The following is a 26,472-nucleotide window of genomic DNA, read 5'->3' as shown; positions in this document are numbered from 1 at the left end:
TCGATCATCCTGAACGGTCTTTATGACCATATGACAACACGATCTTTTTCCCGCTTCCAGGTGCTTTACAGTCTAACTTAGCAATGCTTCTCTAAGCCACAAGGCTAACATACTATGACTTTAGGGAAGCACTTCTTTGGGTGCAGGGCTCAGAGCATTTTTGGCAAGGATGATAACGTGACTTGGGCTAGCCGCTAACCATCCCGTAATACGTCATCCTGAGCCCCGCGAAGGATCTGGGTGAGCAACCATCCTGGCAATACCTCGCACGGACTAGTAGCACTTAACGGCATAGCAAGCACCAGCCCAAAACCAGCGCGTCGTTGTACAAAAAAAGCGCGCCAGATTCGTCGAACCTGGCGCGCTTAAAACTTTACGAGTTGAACTCAGCCTAGTTGTATCCAGGGTTCTGGACCAACGACGGGTTACGGTTCATCTCATCACGTGGGATTGGCACAAAGTAGTTCTTGTCATCCCATGCGGTATCCTGGATGTTAATCACATTGTACTCGTAGCGGTACGTGTTATTAACAAGGAGTTCGCCGTCAGGATCGAGAAAACCTTCAACACGCATACCAAAGTTACCACCCTGGTAAACGTCTGGGGCAATCATCCAGCGACGAACGTCAAAGTAGCGGTGGCCTTCAAACGCCAGCTCAACCTCGCGCTCATCTTGAATGTGCTCGAGAATAGAGCGATTGCCGTCACCGCCCGCAGGCACATCAGGCATACCAACACGCGCACGCACCTGGTTCAATGCCATCAAGGCATCACCATCCTGTCCCATTGCAGCGGAAGCTTCTGCATAGTTGAGCAGAATTTCAGCGTAGCGAATGTGAACCCAGGGGTTAAAGGCACGCTCAGCATCCGGAACGATCTGGTTGCTAAGAAACTTAGCCATGTTATAACCACTCTTGGTGCCATTCCAGTTCTGGATTGGTCCTTCACGGGTATCAAGACCTGGACGGAAAGAACCATCAGGCTGCTCATACCAGCCAGTCTGAATGATCCCGCGAGGGTCAGCATCTGCAGCACCACCAGAGCGTGGTCTCCAAATCCTGCCATTGTACAAGATATTCGCGTGCATCCGCGGATCACGGTTTGCGTATGGTGCAGCAGCGTGATCTGGATTATCCCAGCTAAACTCAGATCCATCTGCCATTTCGTAGGCATCTACGTGGTTCTGAATTGGGGTATCACCTGACCAGGAGCTGTAGCCATTCGGACTGTTCCACAGCGAATGGTTGTGTGCATCTGTACCATCGCCACTGAAGAAGCGCGCCCAAATCATGCCACTGCCAGAACCCTCAACAATCAGGTCATGGTATGCATCAGCTGTCGGGGCATCCGTGAGACTGTACATATTAAGGTCCATAACAGCCTGTGCAGCGTCTTTGGCTTCCTGCAAACGCGTCATCTGATCTCCACTCATAAATCCAGTCTCAGGCATGCCTGAAGGATTCTGGTTGTAGAGGTCAGAAGCAGCAATGAGCTTGACGCGCGAAATCAAAGCAAGCGCGGCACCTTTGTCAGCTGCACCGGGACGGCGGGCTGAAGTAGACAGGGCGTTAGCAGCAGCGGTGAGATCTGCGATAATGAAATCGTAGGTCTCGCCAAATGAGTTACGCGCAATCTGGTACTGCTCAAGATCACCACCCAATTCGAATGGAGAGTCGGTAAGCGGGACACCGCCATAGAGCTTCCAGAGGTTATGGTAAAAATACCCACGCAAGTACCGTGCTTCGCCCAACAACGTTGCTTTTTCATCAGCACCAAGGGCATCGCCGGCTTCAACATTAAGAATAAACGTATTCAGGTCGCGCAGCGACGAGTACACACGCTGCCAGTTGTGACTTTCATACGTGTTGTTGCCGTTATTCCAAACACCGCGATTATCTGGCGTCAAGGTTGACTGCAGATTGGCATCTGTGAAGTTGCTGTGGGTGTACTTGGTTTCGTCTACAGCAGAACCACCAAGCATCGGGTTACCGAACCCGTAACCGATGGAGCTGTAGACCTGGTTCAAGTACGCTTTTGTTAGCGCGGCATCCTGCCAGACCGCTTCGCTTGTTAATTCGTCAGGGGGATCGAGATTCAAACTGTCACACCCTGCAATCAATAGCAGGCCGCCCAGCAAGGCGGATAATATGTATGTGTTGTTTCTCATGATTATTAGTTATTCGATTCTTTATGTAATGCGTATACACGCTATAGCTATGAAGCAACTACTTAAAAGCCTACCTGGATACCCAATGTAAAGGCTTTTTCGTTCGGATACTCTTGACCGCCTCTATTTCTCAATTCAGGGTCAAAGATCTCCAGCGGTGAGAAAGTAAGCAGGTTACGTCCACTGAGGTAGACCAATACCTGATCCATTCCACCGAGCTGATTCAAGAACCGATCTGGCAAACTATAGCCAATCCGTGCTGTTTTCAGGCGGAGATACTTGGCATCTTCTAGGAAGAAATCGTTGAGCTGGCTTGCCCAGTATGGATCCTGACGGTTCCAAGCGCGCGGCATGCTACCATCTGGATTCTCAGGGGTCCAGCGGTCTTCTGTGTGTGCCTGGAAGTAGTTACCAAATTCACCAACCGCGCCTGAGATCACGCGTTGCTTGACGCCAGCGGCACCCTGCCACAACATGCTCAGGTCGAAGTTACCGATGGTAGCACCTACGTTAAAGGCACCGATCACATTTGGCGTACCGTTTTCGTCGACACGAACGCGGTCATCACCGTTGATTACGCCGTCTTCGTTGAAGTCGAGGAATTTAACATCACCCGGACGTGCACCTGGCCACGCCGGCGCAGCATCTACTGCAGCCTGATCGCGGTATACCCCGTCGGTCAGATAATAGAGGCCGGTATTCCAAGGAGCACCTGTGTTTGCCTGGTGGGGCAATACGCCGGCTGGCTCATCGAAAAACTCAACTTCGTCCTGGGCAAATGAGACGTTTGCACCACCACGGATGCGAACATTTGATGAGATCTGCTCTGAGAAAGAAAGCTCGGCTTCAAAACCTTTGCTTCTTACCTGGGCAATATTCTCACGTGGCAGCGAGAAGCCTGCCGTCTGTGGTACCGCTACGTTACGGAACCATAGAATGTCATCACGGAAGTGGTTGAAGTACGTCAGCTCAAAAGAAACACGTTCATCAAAGATACCACCTTGCAGACCAATATCGAACTGCGTGGCAACTTCCCACGTGATGTTTTCATTCGGTACGCGTGTTGGCGAGATACGGGGTCCAAGACCATCACCGTACACAAAGCCAGCGCCACTAAACCCGAAGGTAGAGAGGAACTGGTAAGGTTCGATCCGGTCGTTACCGGTCTGTCCGTATGCAGCACGCAGCTTCAAGCGATCAAAGAAATCGCCTGTAGCGTCTCTGAACCAGTCTTCCTGGGCAAGCCGCCAACCAACAGACATCGAGGGGAAGAAACCAAAACGATCATCTTCAGGGAAGATGTACGATCCATCATAACGCGCAACCAATTCAACCAGGTATTTCTGGCGGAAGTTGTAGTTCACACGTCCAAAGAAATTGAGACGCGCAGCATGATCGCTATTCCCAGAAAGGTTCTGCTCGCCAGTACCACCAGCAAAGAGTTCTGTAATCTGATCACTCAAGAAGAAGCGACGGAAGAGTTCCAGTTCGTTGCTTTCTGAGGATTGGAATTCCGTACCAAGCAGGAGGCTCGCTGTGTGATCGCTTCCCAGGTTTGGCTCATAGAGCGACGTTGCACGCAGGAGAATATCTTCTGCTGCCAGGTCAGTCTGCGTCAGGCGAGGATCTGGTACACCTTCAGAAGTTGCGATAAGCGCTTCTTCGCCAGAGCAACCAGCGTCACAGTTGTACAGCGTCCATGGTTGTTGCCAACGCTTGTAGTCTTCAAATGTGCGGTCATAGGCAACGGTACCTTCAAGGCTCCAGCCCTGAATCTGCGGAATATCAACGCCAAGGGTCAGGCTGCTCTGGAAGTAATAGGTTTTGGTATTGTCAAAACCAGTTTCGTTAGAAACGACCGGGTTAACCCCGTTTTCCTGCGCAGGACCTGGGAGTCCGTTGGGCCAGAAAGCTGGCTCATTCGGCTTGCCACGCTGCAAGAGTTCCCACGCAGCGCGGTCAGCACTACGGGTCCACGCCGGACGGTCGCGATTTTCAAGGCGGCCATGGAGGTTGAACGCAAGGTTTACGTTATCAGTAATATCACCATCAATATTACTACGGAAGCCAAGTTGCTCGTACCCAACACCTGTGTTTACAAGAATGCCATCTTCAGAAAGCCCTTCCAGAGAAACACGATAGCGAATCGTTTCGCTGCCACCTGTTACAGAGGCACTTGCAGAGATTTCGCGCGCAAAGTCTTTGAGCGCTACATCGTACCAGTCGGTGTTAAATACGTCCCAGCGGCCATCAATGTCGCCTCTGGTTGCATCAATTTGCTCCGAAGTAAAGCGCTCAGGATTGCCGCGTGAAACGTCAATCTCGTTGAGCATCGTCATGTAGGTTGCAGCATCCGCCATTTCAGGAATAACGGCCGGCGTAGCATAGCTGCGCTCAACGTTAACACTAACGCGTGCTTTACCAGGGCGTCCTTGCTTCGTTCTTACGAGGATAACCCCGTTAGCAGCACGAGACCCGTAGATAGCTGCAGACGCATCTTTCAAGACAGACACACTTTCGATATCCGATGGATTCAGGCGGGAAAGTCCCCCCTGGCGTCCAGGTACACCATCAATAACGATCAGCGGCGCATTGTCGCCAAGTGTAGAAGTACCGCGAATGAGAAGGGTTGAGTTATCACGCCCCGGCGAACCATTGGCTGTAACCCCAATCAAACCGGCTACTGTACCCTGGAGCGACTGGCTCAAGTTGGTACTCGGAATCTGCTCGAGGGCCTCGCCAGATATCTGGCTCACAGATCCAGTAGTTGTTGCAACGGTCTGCGTACCATAAGGTACACTTACAATCACTTCATCCAGAGAAGTAACACTCCTTTGCAGTGGGATGGTGATATCGTTGCGGCCGTCAATCGGCACTTCTTCCAATACATATCCTACAAAGGACAGCAACAGCGTGTCCTGCGGTGAAGGTGCGTCGATGGTAAATTCACCATTAAGTCGGGTAGCCGTACCGATGGTCGTACCTTTTACAATGATGTTTACGCCAGGTAGCGAACTGCCGTCTTCAGCATCGATCACTTCACCAGAAACCATGTGCTGCGCATTGGCTGGCACAGCTGACAGACCCATAATGACTACAAAAGCAGCCAGGAGGGCACTAACCTGTTTGAGCGGCTGTCCATGCAGGGATAACAATCCCCACAGACCAGGCCGCCCATTGCTGGGTGAACTAGAGGGTTGGGTAGATTTTCGCATGATTAAGTAAGCGTTTGGCTCGTTATTTCATGAAATAGCGAATGAGCACGTGGTACAGGAAAAAGCAACAACAATCCAATGCGGTAGCTCTCCCCCATCCTGGTGGGGTGTGAAAAGCAGATTCAGGACAAGCTTACTTAGTCGTTATCTGTACGATGGAGTATGTACAGACACAGTTGCCGGCATTGCGCCGGCAGCAAGGGGCTTTGGTGGACTTACAGAAGGAAAAATACTTTACGAGCCTTCAAAAGGGTACTGATGGTGAATACAATCAAAGGCTGCAAATAACCAACGCTCATCAAAGCGACTCGACCATCCCCTTTCAGGGAGTCAAGATGCATCATACCGCAATACATCTGACTGAAGTCAACCTTTCACGAGTTTTTCGCCTTTTAGTATAATTGTTAACGCTAACATTATCAACCAATTAAATCATACCCTTTTTAGTGCCCCCTTTTGAAAGACATGAATAAAGGCTGGGCAAGCGCTTTTTTAACGATACGCCCTAACGCCGTGTCCATGGATGCCGAAGAGAATGGTACCATCCAGCGCAACAAGGCTACGAACGGCACCACGGACTGCAAAGCCAGCGCTTTCTTGCGTCACATAAGTAAACCCACCTGATCCATCACCTTGCAACAACACACCATAATTGGCATCGTACCGGCCCAGTCTCATTTGACCATCAGTGGTATTGCCAGCCATGAGCAAATCTGTTGCCCCATCCCCGTTATAATCCAGCGATAAAATTGCAAAGACAGGGGCAACCTGTACTGCTAAAGGTAAAGGAGTCTGTTTGAATATGCCTTCCGGTGTTCCGAGGAGAAGTGTCGTGGCCATGTGATTGGCCTCAAGTCGGGTTGCCATACCAAGCCTTTCCGTGCCAAAGAGGTCCACCGTCTGTACATTTGCAAATTGACTAAAACTCAGGAACTGGCCGGCCACATCCGGTAATTGCAGCCGGAGTTCATCTAGCATAATAAATGGGTATGGCGTGCCCTGCACATAGAAATCCAGGATTGGGTCGACCGCACCATCATTGTTGAAATCTGCATAATAAAGCGAAGCCGGCTGCTCCCGCGTGGCAGCCAGTTGGGTGTTCAAGCCGAGGTTGCCGGCAACAAGATCAACATGGCCATCCCCATTCAGGTCTTCGACATGTACAGTATTCCAGAGCCCCGCCAGCGGCTCATCAAAGAAATCGCTGGTGACGTCTACCAGCTCATTCTGGGAGAAACGATACACAGACAGCGGCATCCAGTGCCCGGCAACAACCAGCTCTGGTGCACCATCTTGATCCAGATCGCGCAATACAGCATCGCGCACCATGCCCATCCGTACACGCACCACCTCCTCAAACTGACCGTCTCCCCCATTGATCAATACACGGCTGAGTGGAATTTCCGGATATTTCCCAGGCACTACGCCACCGCCAACAAAAAGGTCAGCCAAACCATCTCCATTGATGTCACCAGAAGCTACGGCACCAGTACTGGTAAGCATCTCTGGTAAAGCGGTCGCGACCAGTACGCCTGAGCCCGTGTTCAGGTAGAGCCGGTCCTGCAACGTGGCATCTGCTTCATCAAACAAATGGTAACCCCCGCTTGCCACATACAGATCAGGTGCATCATCGTTGTTGGCATCAAAAAAATGGGCCTTTGTGTCATTGCTGCCGGCTGCCGGCATAAAAGGCGAGGCATTGCCACGCCCCATGCTCCCACGGGTAGTCCCCAGATAAAGTCGGCCTGCCTGCCCAACACCGCCGCCGGCAAATACGTCCGTCCGCCCGTCGCCATTGACATCAGCAGTTGCCAGTGGCGGCCCCGATTCTGACTGCGGGTGATCGAGGAGTGGCTGCCGGCTGAAATCGTCTCTCTGGGGATCCGTTTGATGTTCAAAGACAATCGGTGTCGCAATTGGTGAAAACGCAGGCTTAACGGGTGAAACAGGTTGATACTGCCCGCTTGCCTCAGCCTGCGCAAGCACCAGAAGTTGGTTCGCCTCTACGCTTTCTCGCTTCAGCAGACGGCCATCAGGCCAGATAACATGCAAGGAATCAACCGTAGCGCGTGATCCAAGGCCGAAGTGCAGGTGACGCGTTACGCTGGACAGGTATCCGCGACTGGGCATTTGTTCTACGTGTTGTTCTTCCCCATCTACAAACAGTGAAACGCGTGATCCGAGGCCTTCCGTATTGCCTGCCGTGCCTTGTAATTCAATCTTCAAATAGTTTTGCTGGCGCTGGTCAACGGCATGGTTTTCAAAAACAGCCGCCGGCTCGTTGATGTTGTTCAACACCAGGTCCAGGTCACCATCGTTATCGAGATCAGCATAGACGGCGCCGGCGCTACGCTGGGGAACGCGCAGGCCCCAATCTGCTGACACATTTTCGAATTGCAATCCATCCTTATTCCGAAACGCATAATTGTACATCGGAGAAGTCGGCACAACGCCCATCAGGTAGCCAATATCATTTGGCGTCAGGTTTTGCTGTTTACTGGCGATGTAAGAATTCTTAAAGGCAAGGAAATCCTGGTCGAGGGTATCGTAGAGGTACCCGTTGGTGACAAAGAGATCTTTTTTGCCATCACTATCAAAGTCTGCCAGCAAAGGCGTCCAACTCCAGTCTGTTTGCGCTACGCCGGCCAGCATTCCTACTTCGCTAAATGTGCCATCGCCATTATTTAGCTGGAGGGTATTGCGCAGGTACTGGTGATGAAATCCAGATTCTACCATCAGGTTAAAGAGCCGGCGGTCGTTTGGCATAAATTGCGTCTTTTGCCGGCGGTTTTCTTCTGCCAGCATATCCAGCACAAACACTTCCACCAATCCATCATTGTTGATATCGGCTATGTCGATCCCCATAGATGCGTGGGAAGTGTGCCGGATGCGGGTTGCCAACTCATCTTCAAACGTCCCGTCACCCCTGTTGATGTACAGGAAATCCGGCGCGTTGTAATCATTGCCTACGTAGAAGTCGGGCCAGCCATCCTGGTTGATGTCACTGATGCCAGCACCAAGTCCATAGGTAAGCGAAGAGCTCGAGAGGCCGGCAGCGCGGGTAACATCGGTAAACCGCCCATTATTTTGCGCATAGAGCCTGACACCAGTAACAGGGTTGTCGCGCTGCATTTCCCGGCGCGCATCTTCGCTGTCCAGCCGACGGACATTTTTCACGTTGTGGGTAAGTAGAAACAGATCAAGGTCGCCATCCCGGTCGTAATCAAAAAAGTACCCTTGATTGCTCGAATGGGGGTTTGCAAGGCCGTAGGCTACGGTCTGGTCCTCGAACTGTGGGATTCCCTGGGCATCGTTGCCCATATTGATCAGGAGTTGATCTACCCTGCGATCCAGGGGCAGGTCGCCAGAATAGCTGGCGTAAATATCAAGCCGACCGTCGCCATTGACATCAGCAATGGTTACGCCAGTTTTCCAGGTATTTTTGCGGCCGCCTACGCCGGCAGAGGTTGTCACGTCTTCAAATCGCCAGTTGCCTCTATTGAGGTAGAGCTTGTTATAAGACATGTTGCCGCTGAAGTAGAGATCCTCCTGTTGATCTCCATTCAGATCTCCCACAGCGATGCCTCCGCCATTGGAAAAGTACTCAAAAAGCAGCAGGTTACGGTTGGGTGACGGGTGTTCTGAAAGTGTATTGACAAAATCGATCCCGTCAGCGGCTGCGTTTCGCTGTGAAAAAAGCGGCGTACTGTTTTCTGAAGCAGGCGTTTCAGTTGGTGCGTCGGAGGTGCAGCCAGTTATAAGGGCAAAGCCCAGCAGCGCCAGACAAAGTCGATATAGCATGGGATGGGAGACAAATGATCAGACAGCGGGCAGTCGCCCCATGCTACGCGCTGGGAAGGACAATAGCCAGCCCTGTACCGCAATTATTGCCCTGCGCGCCAGGCTTGCGTCCCCAGGATACCCTGTTCTCGCAATTGCGATTGCAGCAGAGGCTCAAGGCCTTCGCGCTGGGCTTCAGATTGAATACGGGCTACCAGATCGTCGTAGCTTTGCTGGGCCGGCATGGTGTGGATCTGGTAGTTTATCAGCCGGCCAAGGTGGTCTTGTTTGGTTTGTAAAGTTTCGAGTTCTTGTTTTCGAGCCTCCAACTCCCTGCCCCGGCGAAACAGAATCCAGCACAGCACCATCAGGCCGGCGATAAACAAGCCACCCAGCACGAGTATTTCGGTACCCACCTCTTTTCCTTCACGCAGCACGTCGTCCAGTTTGACCGCAAGGGTATCGCCTGCTTCCGCGACGATACCTACGACGTATTGCTGAAAAGCCGCATTGAATACACTGTCGCGTGCTGCCTGAAGTTGTTCAAAGGTTTGTTGATTTAATGCCGTTGTGATGACCTCACCAAGTTGCCGGCCTGTTTGTTCGCTCAGCAAATCGTTTTTAATGCGGGCAACGGAAGCCTCAAGGCGGGCGAGTACGGCGTCTTCAATTTCGGTTACAGCACCAATTGTTTCGTCGCTTTGCAGCTCACGCCGCAGGGCTGATGCAAGCGAATCAACAGCGTTCAAAGCCTGTGCATCCAGCGAATCGAGCAAAGCCAAAATCGTTGGCGACACGCCATGCCCAATGGCTGCTGCAAGCTTTTTTGCAGTACTGTCGAGTTTTGCCTGGCCGGCGGGGTCGGTGAGGCTACTCAGTGCCCCTTCGGTCAGGTTTGCCCCGACGAGCTTGAGGGTATCCGTCTCCGCTAATAAGGAGTCAGCAAAGGAGGTTACTTCTTTGGCTGAGTTGAGGCCGATGTTTTTGCACCCCTGCACAGCTACAAGAATGCTGATTGTGATCAAGACAATGGTAAAGGGAGAAAAGCTTTTATAACACAGCATAAGAAAGAGTGGCTAGTAACAGATGCTCCAAAGTAAGGGTAGAGCAACGCAACGTACAACACCTAAAACCAAGCCTCATCTCCTGCATTGCCAAAATGCTAAGTCACAGCTCTAAGCCATCATAAAGCCAGGCTCTTTATGGAAAAGTGTGAAGTTTGGGGATGTAGTCCATTAGACAAGCCTTGCTTGACCTCTCTCGCAGGGTGTGGTGTAATCACGTGATTTTGGCAAAAACAACAGGGTATTGTCCCTCCGATGCATCCTGTTTCGCTTAGGCAAACGGAGGCCTGCTGCGTAATCTCAAAATAAATCAGAGTTGATTGCACAGTTCGATGCCCAACTGCTCTATAGAACAGTAAGTCACACTTTTTTCAATCAAAACAATAGTAATCATGAACAACGTACTTGAAAACAATACAAACCAGAACGACATGATCGCGCACCTGCAGCAGCTCGCCGCATCTTCAAGCGCTGTGGAAGCCAATGTGATTGTCGCCAGTGGCGTTGACACCAAGGTTGAACACCTTGCCCTCACAAATCAATGTGAACCTTGTCTCACTGATGCACCAGGTCATACCGCATAGGTTTGATCTATTTTCGCTAACACAATCCAGGCCCTGACGATAACCCCAGGGCCTGGAATTTAACCCTGCTTGCAATGCTCCCTCATCAATACCTCCGCGTATCGCCTCAATTCGCAATTTACCTGCTCGAAAAAGAACGCCTCGTTGTGTTATATAACGCCACAAGGTCCTTGCTACTATCTGGTGCCAATGAATTGGCAATTTTCACCCTTTTAGACCGTCCTCACAGTCCGTGGATTTCAGTAGACGAATTGTTTGGTTTACCAGAAAAGCAGCAATTGATCATTGCCAATCTTTTCAAGGAAAACATCCTGTGCTATTTCAACTTCTCAGAAGCGCATTCAAATGGAACAGTATACACCGGCGTATAGATTTTGGTATACCAGCAAAGGGAAAGATGCAGAAAAAACACGCTACATGCCCCTGCTATCGACGATCAAGCTTGGCAACGTCAAGCCATCTAATCTGTCCACATTGATGAAGCGCTACGGCTATATGTTCACGACAAAAAAAGAGGCTGGCCTGTGGCTTATTACTGTGGATACGCTAACAGACCCGCGTCTTGCAAAGATTACTGAACATGCGCGTAGCCTGGACAAACACGTAGCTGTTTATAAAGCTACTGGTACAAGCGTTGCCCACATCTTCTTCTCACCGCGTTCAACGTGCTGGTCTTGTTTTGAACGCCGCCGGCGCGTGCTCGATGGGCCAGCAACTTTTTTGTACAGGCATCTTCCAGATGTACCGCCGATTACCGAGCCGGCTATGTTCACGGAATCCTCGCTACAACTTGCGGATGCATGGTTTGCTTACGCAGTTGAGTGTTTTTTTCGAACATCAGACGAGAATCAGTTAGCCAGTAAGGTCAACACACTCGATTTAGCGACGATGCAGCTTTCTTCCGACATCATACCACGATCTGCCCATTGTCCGGTATGCGCCCCGCCGCAAAGCCGTACAGTAGACACATTAGAAGAGCCAACACTGAACACGCACAAACGCATGACTTCCTAAGCTCCCAACGTATCACAAAGCAATACAATGCAAGCTATCTTCAAGAAGCAGCAGTCTCTGGATACTGCTTATCAGAACCTGTCCCCTTTTGTCAATCCCCATACAGGCATTGTGGAATGGGTGCGTCCACTGGATACGCCCTATGCAAAAGATGCCTTTTCCATTTATATCGCCAAACATCCCTTATCGAATACGATTAATTCTTATCGCGACTTACTCAGTCACTCAGCAACATCCAGTTCTGCAATAGCAGAAACTCCCGACATGGCGAAGAAGCTGGCGCTTTGTGAGGCTTTTGAAAGATGGTCCTGCGTAAATCAGGGGAATGAAGTTGCCATTCGAGCAAGTATCAGGAGTCTCGGTAAACAGGCTATCAGTCCTGCTGAGCTGCATTGTATTTCGGAACGCCAGTATGAGAACAGGTTGACGATTAATGAGCAAGAGCAAACAGGTGGAGGTTATGTACCAGAGCGTTTACCAGATGATGAAGAAGTGCTCTGGTGTCCGGTATTTGACCTGGTAAATAAAATCTGGAAATATGCCCTAAAATCGTCTTGTTTCTTTGGATATAACGACAACGGGCACCATTACGCGCTTGCTGATAGTAGAGGTGTGGCAGCCGGCCCGGATCGAGAGTTCTGTGTATGGCAGGCGCTCCTGGAGCTGATCGAAACCGATGCTGGCGCAATTTGGAACGCCAACCGCCTGTTGTGTCCCGAAGTAGACATCGCTTCTTTTGAGGATGATTACCTGCTAACCTTGCTAAACGTGCACAACGATCTTGGCAGAGACGTATGGGCGATGGATATCTCTATGGATATCGCAGGTGTGACTGTGATGGTTGTCATTTCTTGTGACCGATCCACAGGCCGTATCATAAAGGGCTTTGGCACGCATCCCGTTGCAACAAAGGCGTTAAAAAAAGCCATTATGGAATGCTGCCAAATGCTGCCAAATGTCATGCGCGTTGAAAAAGAAAGGGGCAATACGCCGAAAGCGGAGCATACATTAAAACCTGCGCCGGCAATTTACGTAGATTCGTCACAACATTTCCGTCCATCCCCTACAAAGAAAACCCGCACCGCTCACGATTATCCATCAGAACCTGGCGTACGTACCATTTATGACCTGGTCTGTGCACTTCAGCAACAGGGCATCACACCTTATATGCAAAATGTATCCCGCCCCGAGATCAATTTCTGTGTCATGCGTGTTTTTGCGCCTGGTATGCGTCCATGGTTTCCACGTACACGCAGCGGCCGGCTATATGATGTCCCCGTACGGTTAAATCTACAAACGGAACGATTACGTGAGAAAGATTTGTTTCATATTCCGATCGAGAAATAAATCCTCTTCTTGCAAAAAATTATCCACGTTTAATCCGTCTATGTTGCTATACTAAAGTATTGCTGCAATACTATTTCTCTAATCGCTTCTTCCCATTTCACAAATAGACACCTGCAGTTCGATTGACCCTGGTCAATTTCTAAAGCCAAGCCTTTTTTAAACCGAAGCAAGAATATCGTTGGGACGTGATCCCGTTTTTGTCTATTTGTTGTATTTAAAGTGTCTGGTTCAGCCCAAAACAGTTGTATAAAAAACTGCTTATCATTCATGCTATCTTGCAGGCCAGGTTAGTCATCCCTCCCCAAGTTTCACTATATCAATGCGTTACGTACAATTCGTATTTTTAGTGTCTGTGGCCGCGGTCTTTTTTACGCAAATCGCCAGCGCACAATTGATGCCAGTTGATCAATTTGATCAGCCCATCAATAATGAAGACCTACCCTCTGCTTCTATTCGCACACTATTTCAAGACTCACAAGGGTTTATCTGGATTGGCACTACAACAAACCTTCTGCTTTACGATGGCAAAGACCTCTACGACCTGAAACACGACCCCAATGATAAAACATCCATATCTAATATCTGGATAAGTACACATGGCATCACCGAACACGCGGGTTATGTTTGGGTAGCTACCAAGAATGGGCTTAATAGATATGATCCTGACACAAAAAAATTCAAACAATACTTCACCAACACCAATTCATCTAGCCAGGCATGTTCACCTAATATGAACGCCCTTGCCCCCCCAAAGACGAGCAATCGCTTTGGATAGGCACAAGAAGAGATGGACTTTGCGCTTTCAATTTCATAACGAATGAAGTACAAAACTATAAGTCTGACAGCACAAATGTGCATGCTATAAGCTCAAACACCATCTCTTCGATTCTGCCAGTATCACCAGACAAGGTGTGGATAGGCACCAACAATGGACTCAATTTTTTGGACACTAGGTCAGGTCAAGCACTCAGGTTTTTAGAGAAGCAAAGCCGTACAAGCCAAGGTGGTCAATATTCAATTATTCAGTCTCTTTTACTACAATCCAACAAACTGTGGATAGGTACAAACCAGGGCGGAGTTGTGCAATTAGACACCACAAGCCATGAAATCAACGTACCATTTCCAACGGATACTCGAACGAACGTATTAGACTTATACCTGGACAGTGTTCAAAACCTTTGGATTGCTTTCTTTGACCAGGGCCTGTGCAAATTACCCAAAGATAGTGAGACGCTCCAGTGTTATGACCACGAACCTGGCAATTCGTTTTCGATTGTAGACCGACGGGTTTCAGCACTCATGGAAGACAAAGAAAAACAACTGTGGGTGGCAACCTGGGGTGGTATCAGCAAATCGTGTAACAACCCGGGGTTTGAAACTATCCCGTTCTATGCAAACACATCTTTTATCCCTCAGCCTTCTGTTAGCGCCATTTTAGAATATACAGACACCAGTCTTTTACTCGGCGGTACAGAGGTTGGCCTGTTCAGCGCGCAACGCAAACCCGCAACACAAACCTCACCATCCACAGCACAGCAACTGTACAAGCCAGGTATCCGATCCATCATCCGAGATAAAAAAAATGTCTGGTTGTCTTTACCGGGTAAGGGGATAACATTGTACAACCCGAGCTTGAATGAAGAGGTGGTCTCTATCCCGTACAATGCTTCTGATAGTCTTGGCATCGGGAGCGAGTGGGTTTATAACTTACATATTGACAAGCAAGACTCATTATGGGTCAGCACCCATAACAATGGCATGAACAAGCTTGTTGATTTTCGACGCAAACGCTTTGCGAAGTATAACTTGGATAATGAAAAACTGCCTAGCCCTTCCATCTGGCCCATCTATGAAGCTCCAGACGGCTTCTTATGGTTAGGTACACTGGACGCTGGCCTGATAAAGTTTGACTCCAGTAATGATACGTATACATCTTACTTCTTTGACCCGGACCAGACAGCGCAGTTAGACGAAAACTCAGTCGCTCATATCTCTCCAGATAATCACGGAGCCCTCTGGATTTCCACCACAAACGGATTACACAGGTTTAATCCTGATACCGAAGAATTCAAAACCTACCGGGACCAGCTATCCAACCCACAGGTTTTTTGTGCCTTGACAGACCCCCAACACCGGACCTGGATTGCTACGCGAAATGGATTAACTGTGTTTGACGAACCTAGCAATCAGTTTATAAAGCTATACCAACAAAATGGGTTGCCCAATCACATATTTTTTCCAAACGCCTGTCACATTGGCGCATCAGGCAGGTTTTATTTTGGTACCGAGGCCGGCTTGCTCACCTTCGTACCCGAAAACATCACGCTCGATGTGCCCAATGATCATCGTGTTGTTGTAACGGCATTTGAGCTAAACAACAAGCCGCAGCCACTGGAACAAGATCTTGCACTGGATTATGACGAAAACACCCTCAGTTTCCGGGTTGCTGCGCTTTCATATGTGAATAGTGAGAAAAACGAAATTTCTTACCGACTGCTGGGTTCTGACACAACCTGGGTCCCCGTTGAAGGGCCCGTCATATCTTTCACTGATCTCCCTCCTAATGACTATGTGCTTGAAGTTAAAGCAAAAAACAGTTTTGGAAGAGAAGGTAAACATATATATTCAAAAGCCTTGACTATTGCCCCTCCATACTGGCGCACAACCTGGTTTGGATTCCTACTGACCTTCCTTATCGGTACACTAATCTACACGGGCTTTCGAATACGCCTCAATTATGTACTTGAACTTGCGAAGCGTTCCCACGCTGCTGCCCTGAAACTCGAAAAACTGCGTAATGACCTCGCTGCAGATTTCCACGATGGCGTAGGAGGCAGCCTAGGGAGCCTTGGTATCGAAATGGACTTACTTGCTAACCAAAAAGAAGTCCCTTCCTCCATCAAATCGCAGCTACAAAATTTTATTGGCAAGCTAAACCGGATTTCAGCACTGCGCCGAGAGATGAGTTGGATTATCGACACCAAGAACGACACGTTGCATCACTTGTTAGACCGTATCCGGCAAGTAGCACACGACACGATCCCATATGACAAACTGGAACTGGACTTTCCAGAAACCACATCAGATGTCGTGTTGTCCATGGAGGTGCGCCGGCATATCTTTTTTACCATTAAAGAAGCGATGCACAACGCAGTCAGACACGCCCACTCTGACAAGATCCAGGTATCCTGCAAACAGCAACAAAACACCTACATATTTTCTGTCATAGATGATGGCATCGGATTTGTCCCTGAACTTGTGGATCGAGGCCATGGGCTTGACAATATGGAACAGCGAGCGAAGTCAATTGACGGCAAATTAGAAATCACGAAAAAACAGCCAAGGGGCACTATCGTGCGGCTCACTGTAAATATGGACGGTTTCAGCCATAACAATGCGTAGCATAACTTTGTACTTTATGTGAGGTGCTCAAACATATGCCTTTCGAGTTGCCTACCAACCACAGTTTGCTACCGGCTAAAAGCCCGTACATCAACTTCATTAATAGACGCAAACAACCATGGTTTACACCGCAACAGCACCTACCTCCAACCCTGTTAAATCGATGGAATCACCTGAAGAAGCTGTTCAAATCGGGGAAGTTCTGAACGTCTGTATTGTTGAAGACAACGATAGTTACAGAAACAGCATTGAACTTCTTATCAAAACCACGACGAACCTGAGCTTAACCGGTAGTTATCCACATTGCGAAGCCCTGTTGAGGAAAAATGTCACCTTTAGTGTCGATTCTTATCCGGATGTGCTACTCCTTGATATTAACTTCAAGCGTAGTGAAAAAAGAACGCACATGACAGGCATCGAGGGCCTTGCTAAAATAAAGGCAAAATTTACGGGGGTTGCCGTCCTGATGCTTACTGATTATGATGCAGCAGACTACATTTTCAATGCGCTCCAGCAAGGTGCTTCTGGCTATTTACACAAGTCTTCCAGTGTAAAAGACATCACTGACGCAATCACTATGGCCAGTCGGGGAGGCATGATTTTGCCGCCGGCTATAGCATCAAAGATGCGCGTACTCTTCCAGGGCGTTGACGTATCCAGTGAACAGGCGTTATCCAAGCGTGAAATGGAAATTGTCGAATTAATGGCAAAAGGACAGTCGCGAAAAGACATCGCGAAAACCCTCTATATTAGTCCGAACACGGTAGATTCCCACCTGAATAAAATCTACCAGAAATTACACGTTTCGACTGGCACAGCAGCCATTGCAAAAATTTATGGTGCAAGATCGCCTTTAAAATCTTGATGCATCCCATAGCACAAGCATAAAAAAGCCGGGGCAATTCCTTTGTTGCCCCGGCTTTTTTCATTGCACAGATTTTGTCTAATCATCCAGGCAAAAACCGGCTTCGTCGGGATTTCTGTGATTGGACCGGATGCTATTCACAATGGCCCGATCACGCGAAACAAGTCGTACCACGTAGCCACAGGCTATCATGTCGGTCGTGTCGAGCGACCAGCTATTGCCAGCAATTGAGGTTTGTACAGTCCCATTCGCAGGAGACACAGCATTTGCCCCTACGTCTGTTGGCAGCACCGTAATGCTATATCCTCCAAAGTTCTCATCTCTGGCTTTGAAGATACCAGAAATGGTGTCGCCAATTTGGAATTTACCACAGTTGCCGGCACCACTTGTGATGTCGATTTCTGCTGATGGCCCGGTATTATCAAGCTGAATCACATGTACATCCACACCTTGTAACACCGTACCTGTCGGATCGAAGACCTCGAGGCGCACTTCAAAGCGCTCGTCGCCAGATGAATTCCACCAGGCAAGTGTACTGGTGATATTTTGCTGGTGTCCCGGGAAGGTAAACATCCCTGCAATATCAGCTTCATGCCACGACGCAATCCCATTCAGGTTTGTAATCAGAAAACGGTTGGTAACCGGCGTCCAGGCAGCCGTACCTATTTCTCGCACACTGACCCGGTACTTGTAGTTTTGGAATTGGGGCCCCTGTAACACAACGCGCCCACCAAATGGACAGGGCCGGCCCAGGTTGTCTGCTGCTAATCCGTTGAGCGCAAACAAAGCATCGGCTGTTGTCTCTCCCGACACATCATTGATCATGCCTACCGGAATGCCACCCATAATGGAGATATAGGCTCCTGGGGCATTGATGTCTGGTCCGGGTGCAATGTGAACGGTTGTTTCTTCGCGATTCCCCCATACCGGTACATAATTGGGATTGGTTGGATCGGGTGGTTGATTCCATGAGAGAATTGCGCGAATGCCGGCCAACCGCGGGCCGTCTTCACATGGTTGCCTGTACATGGACAAATCAACAGGTAAGGTTACGGCGTATTCGAGGCCCTCTTCCGGAATGTTGTCATAATCGTAAACTTTAACAGAAGCCGTGCCGAGGTATTTCTCATAAATCCCATTGTTATTGAAATCGCCCCAGAATGTGACGTACTCGGTACTGCCGGCCGTGCAAGGCCCGCCACTGTAGCCGGCTGAACGCTTGACGCGAAATGTACCAACCAGCAGGTCTTCATTCGGATACAAGCCTACACATTCCAGTTCTTCGTAGGTTGTGTTGCCATCTACATCTGGCGGCGGCAAAATGATGTCGGAGATATCAATATCAAGCGAGCCCAGTGGACTGTTGGCTAGCGCAAGGTCAATGGGTAAATCGCTTGATATATTGAGCAACTTTTGCGCCTCCTGGAACGCAAAACGTGCGGGCTGGACTTTCAGTTTGGCGTATTTTGCTGCCAGTTCCGAAACGGATAATGCAACAGGCTCTTTCAGTTTGATTTGCTGCGCCGCATCTACCTGTGTCAGGATGACATCGGGGATGTCTATTTGTGCAGCCTCAAACAGGCCGGGGACTGTAATCAGCTTGTATGGCTCGGTGAGAAGATGTGTATCGTGAACGCCGCCCCAAACGGGTATAAAGTCTGGTGTATCGGGTGCCGGCGCGTTATTCCAGGAAAGAATCGCCCGACATAATACCACGCCGGTAAACGCACAGAATCGGCGCATACCATCGATGGGCAACGATACGGCATATTCCAGACGCTCTGTGCCCACGGTGCCTTCGGGGATGTTGTATGCCCTGAAACTTACAAGGCCCTGATCTTCCCAGGACCCACCATTGTCAAACGACAGGTAAAAACGAACGTACTCCGGCGTGCCGGCTGAGCAGATATCGCCGCCATACCCAAACGGCTGGTTGATATATACAACCGCTTCGAGCCGATCAAATTTAGGATCATATCCAACGCAACCGATTTCTTCATACTTGGTATTTTGCTGAATAGCTTGAACAAGTTTCAGCCCACATTCCGCGTTGGTACCAAAATAGTTAGGATTTGTTAACAGTAGCTGTCGGAATTGCGACCTTCCGATTTCCAGTTCTGACTTTTTCATGACTTGATAGAGATTAGATGGTTAAAGAGGTGTCATCTCCACAGTCGAAAAGCTGTCCTAAAACCTGACATGCACGCCCATTTATTAACATACTTTTGCCGGCTATCCTGGATCGTATTTGCAGGGTGCCTTTTCGCCGCGCCAATCCCGGCTGCCGGCCAACCCCTGGCAAGTGATTATGCGGCCATAGGCCTCGGTTTTAGTGTACCAGATACCTGGCAACACGATGGGCTTCAAACGACGACCAAGGCAGCGTTTATTAAGCAGTTTGGGTGGGTGTACGACAAGCCAGACAAAGATGCGATTTGGAATGCAGTAGGCAGGTTTTCAAGTATCCAGGTAGACTCCATGCGGCTCCCTGCTGCTGAGGCCTATACGATGCATAATCTTACCATTTTTGTAAACCGGGCCAATACGCTCTACAAGCAATGGCTTTGCCGGCAGCACCGCCTCAATCTTTTCCAGACAAAACCGCTGGTAAAAGAGGATGCGCGCCTCATCTTGCAACATAAACTGGCTCCTGTTGACATGCCTGCTGGGTTGTCGCGAGCACACGGTCAATCTTACCAGTATCAATCGTTCCAGGCTGAACTAACGACTATCGGGCATGTCTTTGCATTTGTCCACCAGGCGCGATGCTTTGAGGTTAAAATTGAAAGCACCGCAGCCGCTATCGATTCACAGTCTGCGCTGCATCAGCATATCCTTAACACGTTTGAGCTAATACCGTTTTAGGGCGCCGGCTTAACAGTTGTGTTAGAGGGTATTTTTCATATCCGCAATACGTCTATACTAAAAACCCGTTGGGTCTTGGAGACCCGACGGGTTTTCTGATAGGTATGTTCCGAGCCTGTTTCAGGCATCAATTTTGGCACATCACTTCAGCAAAGACATCAACCGCGTGACCTGTGCATCAGGTGTTGCCAGGCGATAAACGTACATGCCGCTAGGCAAGTCAGCAGCCTCGAAAGTCACTTCATGGTTGCCAGCGTCAAGCGTACCACTTACCAACGTAGATACCAGCCGGCCCGTCATGTCGTATACCTGCAGATTCACTTGCGCTGTACTGTTCAATCCAAAGCGAATTGTTGTCTGCGGATTAAACGGGTTGGGATAGTTACCAAACAGGGTGAATGATGAAGTCTGTGCCTCAACTTTAAGTTCGTCCGTCTGGATTTTAGCTTCGGTTGTAAAACCAAATTCAGGGGGTAAACTCAGGTACTTCGCAAGAAAAATATCGCGTGCCCCTGCGTTAAGCAGCAACTCATCATTGGGGTCAAGCGGACCAAAAAAGGTGTTATTCTGATAACCGCCAGCAACAATGATCTCACCATCACTCGTCATGGTGCCTGCCTTAAGCGATGCAGGATCAGGCTCTACCCACTGGAATACGCCGTTGCCCGAGTAGCAGGCAAAGTACATATCTGCATCACCGGGTGAGTTTAGCGTAACTTCGTTGGCTTCGCCGGCTCCGAACGTGGCAGCATCAAAATGGTTACCCATCACACAGCTCTGGCTCCCTTCTCCATACCCTACATCCCTGGAACCATCAAAATCATTGTCCTGATAGATAGGATTCACCCAGGCAAGTTCACCTGCCCGGTTGTATCGCGCAACAAACACATTACGGAAGCTTGCTTCGACCAATTGCTGCGTTGCACCGTCGGTTGAACCAAAAGTAGCCGTCTCATTAAAGGTGCCAACAACCACGGTTTTGCCTTTTTTATTAACCAGATCACTGGCCTGGTCAAAAGAAGCCCCGCCCATTGTCACAACCCAGATCGGTCTTCCAGTCGGCGTAAACCGTGCAAGAAACCCATCGCTTTGCCCTTGTGTGGCAACCACCTTTTCAGCCTTGGTTCCTTTGCCAAACACACCGCCGCGGTAGATGTGGCCGGCAGCATAGATGTTATTTTTGTGATCGAGATCAATGGATAATCCCGTATCCGAACCAATGGCACTACCCGCTGTGCGCGCCCAAACCAGGTCACCATGGGTATCGAATTTCACGATAAAGAGGTCGTTGTCCAGTTCTCCGCCTTCGCTAAGCAGCTCAACAGCCGGCGTCATGCCCTCAGCACCAAAGATGATGTTTGTGCGGTAGTAGCCAATCGTATGGCTGCCACCATATTTGTCCACGACGATATCGCGGGCGCCATTCTGCTCATTGATCCCCCCTGACCGAACCCACTCAAATGCCCCCGTGTTACTAAATTTTGCAATGAAGGCATCGGTAGCATTAAAGCCAGAATCCAGCGTTGCTTCGTTCGGCTCGCCGGAACCAAAGGTGTGAACACTGCCATTCTCCACTTCGCCCGCGATATACACATTCCCAGCAGGGTCACTGTCCATACTGGTGATGCGTAGCGGGAAGCTATCAGAAAGAATGCCAGCTACCCAATCAACTGCTCCACTATGGGTATACCGGGCTACATAATTTTGTCCGGCAACAAGCGTTTCATTACGGTCGCCATCGCCAAAAATCACCCGGCCATCCAGGTCGCCGGCGTGATAGATATAGTTTGCATCAGCGCTTACAGCCGTTGCAAGCTCCTCATTCATGCTCTGCGCTGCTACAGCCCATTCTATTTCCTGTGCCTGGGCATTAACAGCTACAAGGCTACACAGCAACAGGCTAACAAATAATAATCTGTTTGAAATCTTCGTGTTCATATTCTCTTACGTTTGATGTGTCAAATTCGCAGGTGTGCTCCGATTTGCGTTCAGACATCATCACTTGCGCAAAAGAATTGCATTTCCCGCAGTGAAAAACGGACGTTTTCAGCAGATTACTCTCTCAGGAGTAGTGCTATGGATTCAAAGTATCAGAATTGAGCGTGTCTTCGTGTTTCTGCAAGTAGCCCTGAAATGATTGTAGCGTTTCTATGCGACGCTCAAAATAACTCGCTTTCCCAAAAACAGCCAGCATCACATCACGCACCCAGAATACCGGGTAAAACAACAACACAACAAACCGCCACCAGTAAAACATGAGCTCTTCTTCCGACGGTTCTTCACGCCTGGGTACACGAATCCAGTACCGGCCCTGCTTGTCAGGCCGTATCCGTTTCCCGCGGGCATCTCGAACATGCTGCCGCTCATCGATATAAAAATATGTTTTGCTCATAGCTATAAGGAAGTCAGGAGGTACTGGGGTGCCTGTTTATCTTCTTGCTCAGCCGGCTTTTTTTCCATTTATGCATCGTAAAACAATGACTTTTTTGAAGGGATGACAAAGAAAGCACTTCCAAAATTTATTCATAAAAATGGAAGGGCTTCCCACCTGAAACTTTATGCCGACGAATCGTACCAAGGGGCGTAATTGCAGTCTGCAGGTCCGTAAACCGGCTTTCTGCTGTTCTTTAAACAATAACTCGCTAAGGTATACCAATGGTAAAAATCACGTTACCCAAAGCCAGACGTCCCGTCTTTTTTCGGACACTTGCTGGCAAATAAACCAATTAGCGGTTTACATATATTTTTTCTATAAAAAGAGCTTCGTCGGGGGACCCCGGCGAAGCTTTTTTTGTTAACGTCACATCCTCCTCTTCAGTAAAAGGCAAATCTGCCGATACCCCTTGAACTGGTCTGTCTCCCCTCACACGACAGGCTCCCCCCGTACCGGACAAGGGATAGGTTTTCCAGACACTCAAACAAGACCTGGACGCCTCATTTATTCCTCTCCAACTCTAGGAAAGAACGTATGAAAAAGCTTATTTCATCGCTGTGCGTTTGCATGGCCATTTTGATATCTGGTTGTGGTACCCTCAAACACGGCGGCATGCAAAACCTCGACATCTCCAGCAACCCGGTTGGTGCAGAGGTGACGGTCAACGGAACGGAATACGGGATCACCCCGGTTACGGTTGAATTGCCACGCAGAAACAACCACACAATCAGTGTCAGCCTCGCGGGCTACGAAAACTTTCAGATTATCGTAGACCGCAAATGGTCTAAATGGGCGATTGGTAACATCCTGTTGGGCGGCCCAATTGGGTTGATCATAGACCACTCAACTGGTGGCATGTACCGCCTGGATCACTCGCAGATTGTCGCGCAACTCGAAAGCCGTGGCATGGCAGATGTAAAAGTTGACGACAGCACGGTTTATGTAACTGTAGCCATGGAAGCCCAGGAAGACTGGGAGTACATTGGTTCGCTTGCAGCAGACGAAGTAACCGAGCAATAGCCCCGGTTGTACCCTGAACTTCAAACAAAAGCCGGCTTCTTGCGCAGAAGCCGGCTTTTGTTATTTCAATAAACGCTCAGTCCGTACGCGGTTGTACGTTGCACCAAACCTACAATTCTGCAACAAAGGCCGAAATGGTTGATGCTATCGGCAGCGTTGATGCAGGCGACAAAATCCGACCAGCGAGTACGTGGTTACTACGGTCTTCTACTTCTTCGATAGCTTCCAACTTTTTATTTTCCGAGCCAAACCGCGCAAACGTAGCTTCTATTTCAATTGGATTAACAACCTGATCATTCGGGGAATAAACAAAAAGCGCCGGCACCGAAATTTGCTCAAGCTCCATATTGTTTACATAATCGAGCAAACGCATCATCTCATGAAGGGAGCTACTGGGGTACGAATTTGTCCAGTACTTCCCATGATCCGTATTCTGCGGCTCCCATTCGTAAGTTGTGCCCTGGATAGCGTGTAAAATCTGTTTCCCCCACGGCATCAGCATTAAACCAGCACCTGGCGCGCGGAGCCAGTAGTTGGGCGAGATCAATACAACACCCGCAAGTCCATCAGTATCTTCCTGTGCAGCAAGCCATGTAGCAAGTGTACCGCCGGTAGATGTGCCAATTACAATTACCTTTTCACCGATCTGGCGGCCAATTTCCAGGGCCTCATGGGCATCATTCAACCAGTCATTTACTGTAGCTTCTCCCATGGCTTCTCCCGGCCGACCGTGGCCGGTGAGACGGGTATAGAACAGGTTGGCTCCAAACCGCTCCGCAAGCGTATCGGAAAGCGGTGCAGTCTCCTGACGGGTAGCAGAAAAACCGTGAATGTATACAATGGAAATCGGTGTCTTTTCTTGCGCCTCGCTTGCCCATACAATTTTCTTTTCTGTACCGGCTATAATGTCATCATATTGCGATTCCGAAGCACGCAGCGATTCATCCAGTTCAGCACCAAACGATTTCGCTTTGATCGTCGTATCGACAGGCTTTTGCCGGCCTGCAAAGATCAAGGCAACCAGTAAAACACCGGCACCAAACAGGGTATTGCGAAAAGTGGTTGAGCGCTGTTTTTCAGACACGGAAACGTCGGTCATATAAGTTCAAAAAGAGGCATTGGGTGAGGCTGAACAAGGTATCGGTTGTCACGACATCAACAAAATCGAACCTTATATTTATTACACCACATGGGCCGCGAATGCCTAACAAATAGTAACGTATCGACCAGAGAATGCCCTCACAGAGCGGTGTGGTTTTTGCCCTGACGCTTTTATGTGTTAGAAAAACATGAAAGATCCGATTTACCCCTTCGATGGAACGACTCATTTTTGATTGCACCTCAACACTGTAAGTAATTAGTGTTCCAAGATTTCTACCCTAGTCGACCTATGAATTTCTCTCTGACTGAAGATCAGCAAATGCTCCGCGATGAAATTATCAACTTCGCAAAGCAAGAACTGAACAAAGATATTATTGAGCGGGACAGAGCCCAGGAATTTCCCAAAGACCTCTGGCTCAAATGTGGTGAAATGGGATTGCAGGGCCTGCCCGTACCGGAAGAGTACGGCGGCGCCGGCCTCGATGCCCTCTCTACAGCTATTGCCCTCGACGCCCTTGGCTACGGATGCCAGGACGGCGGCCTCTCTTTCTCGATTTGCGCCCATCTGCTTGCCTGTGTTATCCCAATCATTAACCACGGTACAGAAGAGCAAAAACAAAAGTATTTGCCCCTCTTGAGCAGCGGCAAACTGATCGCCGTGAATGCCATGTCTGAACCGGGCTCTGGGTCAGATGCCTACAACATGAAATCTCGGGCGATCAAAGATGGCAATGGTTACCGCATCAACGGTACAAAAATCTGGAGTACAAATGGCCCTGTTGCTGACCTGGCTATTCTCTATGCTGTAACGGATCCCGAGAAAGGATACTATGGCGGCACGTCTGTATTTCTGGTAGATAAAGAGACTGAAGGATTCTCGCCCGGACAGAAATTCGAGAAAATGGGACTGCGTACATCACCCATTGGCGAAATTGTGCTGGAAGACATGTGGCTCCCGGAAGAAGCCCTGTTGGGCGGCGAAGGTGCCGGCACCAGCATCTTTACCCAATCCATGGAATGGGAGCGCGTCGTTATTGGCGCCAAACACTGTGGCACCATGCAACGCCTGATGGAGAAATCCATCAACTACGCGCAAGAACGCGAAGCCTTTGGCCAAAAAATCAGCTCCTACGAAGCCGTATCTAATAAAATTGTAGATATGCAGGTCCGCCTCGAAGCCTCTCGGTTGCTCTCTTACAACGCAGCAACACGGCTCGACAAGGCACGCGACGTAGCCATCGACGCCTGTATGACAAAAGTATTTGTCAGCGAGGCCCTCGTGCAAACGGCAATGGACACGGTGCAGATTTTTGGCGGCAACGGATTCACCACCGACTACGAAGTCGAACGCTCTCTGCGCGACTCTATCGGCGGTAAAATCTACTCAGGCACCAACGAAATTCAGCGCAACATTCTCGCAAAATGGCTTGGCCTGTAGGTCGGTTTAAGGATGAAAGTTAAAGGTTTAAGGTTGGCTGGCGCTTTGAAGACCACTAACCTTAAACCTTTAACTTTCATCCTTAAACCAGTTTACCGAACTCAATCATGTCTGGCATCATATTCCAAGTAGCGGACGCAATACGTGTGTGGGCGCTCTGCGATGATGCGCTCCAC

Annotated in this window: 18 protein-coding genes; 10 read left to right on the top strand and 8 right to left on the bottom strand. The window is 49.4% G+C overall.

Annotated features, from left to right (window positions below):
• Positions 1-391: 391 nt before the first annotated feature.
• From AAF564_13435 to AAF564_13420, 4 genes are all read right to left on the bottom strand, one after another.
• The gene (locus tag AAF564_13435) at positions 392-2,167 is read right to left on the bottom strand and encodes a RagB/SusD family nutrient uptake outer membrane protein (protein ID MEM8486548.1); all 1,776 of its coding nucleotides are present in this window, start codon (positions 2,165-2,167) and stop codon (positions 392-394) included.
• A gap of 62 nt (positions 2,168-2,229) precedes the next feature.
• Positions 2,230-5,382, bottom strand: a complete 3,153-nt coding sequence (locus AAF564_13430; GenBank protein MEM8486547.1) for a TonB-dependent receptor — start codon at positions 5,380-5,382, stop codon at positions 2,230-2,232.
• A gap of 492 nt (positions 5,383-5,874) precedes the next feature.
• Positions 5,875-9,183, bottom strand: a complete 3,309-nt coding sequence (locus AAF564_13425) for a VCBS repeat-containing protein (protein ID MEM8486546.1) — start codon at positions 9,181-9,183, stop codon at positions 5,875-5,877.
• An 83-nt stretch (positions 9,184-9,266) separates the two neighbouring features.
• Positions 9,267-10,226 (bottom strand): hypothetical protein, encoded by a 960-nt coding sequence (locus tag AAF564_13420; GenBank protein ID MEM8486545.1) that lies wholly within the window; start codon positions 10,224-10,226, stop codon positions 9,267-9,269.
• Positions 10,227-10,618: 392 nt separating this feature from the next.
• Here AAF564_13420 and AAF564_13415 point away from each other — a divergent pair, with 392 nt between their 5' ends.
• From AAF564_13415 to AAF564_13385, 7 genes are all read left to right on the top strand, one after another.
• Positions 10,619-10,810, top strand: a complete 192-nt coding sequence (locus tag AAF564_13415; GenBank protein MEM8486544.1) for a hypothetical protein — start codon at positions 10,619-10,621, stop codon at positions 10,808-10,810.
• A 74-nt stretch (positions 10,811-10,884) separates the two neighbouring features.
• Positions 10,885-11,181, top strand: a complete 297-nt coding sequence (locus AAF564_13410; GenBank protein ID MEM8486543.1) for a hypothetical protein — start codon at positions 10,885-10,887, stop codon at positions 11,179-11,181.
• A complete protein-coding gene (locus tag AAF564_13405) occupies positions 11,156-11,824 on the top strand; it encodes a TOMM precursor leader peptide-binding protein (GenBank protein MEM8486542.1) in 669 nt (222 codons plus the stop codon). The genes AAF564_13410 and AAF564_13405 overlap by 26 nt, the downstream gene beginning before the upstream one ends.
• A 27-nt stretch (positions 11,825-11,851) precedes the next feature.
• Positions 11,852-13,171 (top strand): YcaO-like family protein, encoded by a 1,320-nt coding sequence (locus AAF564_13400; protein ID MEM8486541.1) that lies wholly within the window; start codon positions 11,852-11,854, stop codon positions 13,169-13,171.
• 319 nt (positions 13,172-13,490) lie between these two features.
• A complete protein-coding gene (locus AAF564_13395) occupies positions 13,491-13,946 on the top strand; it encodes a two-component regulator propeller domain-containing protein (GenBank protein ID MEM8486540.1) in 456 nt (151 codons plus the stop codon).
• A gap of 305 nt (positions 13,947-14,251) precedes the next feature.
• A complete protein-coding gene (locus AAF564_13390; GenBank protein MEM8486539.1) occupies positions 14,252-16,573 on the top strand; it encodes an ATP-binding protein in 2,322 nt (773 codons plus the stop codon).
• A 118-nt stretch (positions 16,574-16,691) separates the two neighbouring features.
• Positions 16,692-17,438, top strand: coding sequence for a response regulator transcription factor (locus AAF564_13385; GenBank protein MEM8486538.1), 747 nt, complete (start codon positions 16,692-16,694; stop codon positions 17,436-17,438).
• Positions 17,439-17,516: 78 nt separating this feature from the next.
• Here the strand turns inward: AAF564_13385 and AAF564_13380 are convergent, their stop codons facing one another.
• Positions 17,517-19,568, bottom strand: coding sequence for a hypothetical protein (locus AAF564_13380; protein MEM8486537.1), 2,052 nt, complete (start codon positions 19,566-19,568; stop codon positions 17,517-17,519).
• Positions 19,569-19,637: 69 nt separating this feature from the next.
• On the opposite strand from AAF564_13380, the gene AAF564_13375 reads away from it, so the two are divergent.
• Positions 19,638-20,303 carry a hypothetical protein gene (locus AAF564_13375; protein ID MEM8486536.1) on the top strand — a complete coding sequence of 222 codons (666 nt, stop codon included), beginning with the start codon at positions 19,638-19,640 and terminating at the stop codon, positions 20,301-20,303.
• A 141-nt stretch (positions 20,304-20,444) separates the two neighbouring features.
• Here the strand turns inward: AAF564_13375 and AAF564_13370 are convergent, their stop codons facing one another.
• Together AAF564_13370 and AAF564_13365 are read right to left on the bottom strand one after the other, a co-directional pair.
• Entirely contained in the window at positions 20,445-22,241 is a 1,797-nt protein-coding gene (locus AAF564_13370) for a T9SS type A sorting domain-containing protein (GenBank protein ID MEM8486535.1), read from the bottom strand.
• Positions 22,242-22,377: 136 nt separating this feature from the next.
• Positions 22,378-22,695, bottom strand: coding sequence for a hypothetical protein (locus tag AAF564_13365; protein ID MEM8486534.1), 318 nt, complete (start codon positions 22,693-22,695; stop codon positions 22,378-22,380).
• A gap of 609 nt (positions 22,696-23,304) precedes the next feature.
• Here AAF564_13365 and AAF564_13360 point away from each other — a divergent pair.
• Positions 23,305-23,757 carry a PEGA domain-containing protein gene (locus AAF564_13360; protein MEM8486533.1) on the top strand — a complete coding sequence of 151 codons (453 nt, stop codon included), beginning with the start codon at positions 23,305-23,307 and terminating at the stop codon, positions 23,755-23,757.
• A 109-nt stretch (positions 23,758-23,866) separates the two neighbouring features.
• On the opposite strand, the gene AAF564_13355 is transcribed toward AAF564_13360, so the two are convergent.
• Complete coding sequence (locus tag AAF564_13355; GenBank protein MEM8486532.1) at positions 23,867-24,856, bottom strand: alpha/beta fold hydrolase; 990 nt, start codon at positions 24,854-24,856, stop codon at positions 23,867-23,869.
• Between the two features lie 291 nt (positions 24,857-25,147).
• On the opposite strand from AAF564_13355, the gene AAF564_13350 reads away from it, so the two are divergent.
• On the top strand, positions 25,148-26,296 hold the full coding sequence (locus AAF564_13350) for an acyl-CoA dehydrogenase family protein (protein ID MEM8486531.1): 1,149 nt from the start codon (positions 25,148-25,150) through the stop codon (positions 26,294-26,296).
• Positions 26,297-26,472: the final 176 nt, after the last annotated feature.

It is taken from the genome of Bacteroidota bacterium, from assembly GCA_039111535.1.
Taxonomy (GTDB): Bacteria; Bacteroidota; Rhodothermia; order Rhodothermales; family JAHQVL01; genus JBCCIM01.
The sequence above is the reverse complement of the archived record's forward strand: the minus strand, read 5'-3'. Positions and strand labels throughout refer to the sequence as shown.

Bases quoted from the DNA above. Each gene is read 5' to 3' on its own strand.
- AAF564_13430 (MEM8486547.1), bottom strand. From the start codon at position 5,382: ATGCGAAAATCTACCCAACCCTCTAGTTCACCCAGCAATGGGCGGCCT.
- AAF564_13380 (MEM8486537.1), bottom strand. From the start codon at position 19,568: ATGAAAAAGTCAGAACTGGAAATCGGAAGGTCGCAATTCCGACAGCTA.
- AAF564_13405 (MEM8486542.1), top strand. From the start codon at position 11,156: ATGGAACAGTATACACCGGCGTATAGATTTTGGTATACCAGCAAAGGG.
- AAF564_13350 (MEM8486531.1), top strand. From the start codon at position 25,148: ATGAATTTCTCTCTGACTGAAGATCAGCAAATGCTCCGCGATGAAATT.
- AAF564_13375 (MEM8486536.1), top strand. From the start codon at position 19,638: ATGCACGCCCATTTATTAACATACTTTTGCCGGCTATCCTGGATCGTA.
- AAF564_13425 (MEM8486546.1), bottom strand. From the start codon at position 9,183: ATGCTATATCGACTTTGTCTGGCGCTGCTGGGCTTTGCCCTTATAACT.
- AAF564_13410 (MEM8486543.1), top strand. From the start codon at position 10,885: ATGCTCCCTCATCAATACCTCCGCGTATCGCCTCAATTCGCAATTTAC.
- AAF564_13415 (MEM8486544.1), top strand. From the start codon at position 10,619: ATGAACAACGTACTTGAAAACAATACAAACCAGAACGACATGATCGCG.
- AAF564_13400 (MEM8486541.1), top strand. From the start codon at position 11,852: ATGCAAGCTATCTTCAAGAAGCAGCAGTCTCTGGATACTGCTTATCAG.
- AAF564_13355 (MEM8486532.1), bottom strand. From the start codon at position 24,856: ATGACCGACGTTTCCGTGTCTGAAAAACAGCGCTCAACCACTTTTCGC.
- AAF564_13360 (MEM8486533.1), top strand. From the start codon at position 23,305: ATGGCCATTTTGATATCTGGTTGTGGTACCCTCAAACACGGCGGCATG.
- AAF564_13420 (MEM8486545.1), bottom strand. From the start codon at position 10,226: ATGCTGTGTTATAAAAGCTTTTCTCCCTTTACCATTGTCTTGATCACA.
- AAF564_13370 (MEM8486535.1), bottom strand. From the start codon at position 22,241: ATGAACACGAAGATTTCAAACAGATTATTATTTGTTAGCCTGTTGCTG.
- AAF564_13385 (MEM8486538.1), top strand. From the start codon at position 16,692: ATGGTTTACACCGCAACAGCACCTACCTCCAACCCTGTTAAATCGATG.
- AAF564_13365 (MEM8486534.1), bottom strand. From the start codon at position 22,695: ATGAGCAAAACATATTTTTATATCGATGAGCGGCAGCATGTTCGAGAT.
- AAF564_13395 (MEM8486540.1), top strand. From the start codon at position 13,491: ATGCGTTACGTACAATTCGTATTTTTAGTGTCTGTGGCCGCGGTCTTT.
- AAF564_13435 (MEM8486548.1), bottom strand. From the start codon at position 2,167: ATGAGAAACAACACATACATATTATCCGCCTTGCTGGGCGGCCTGCTA.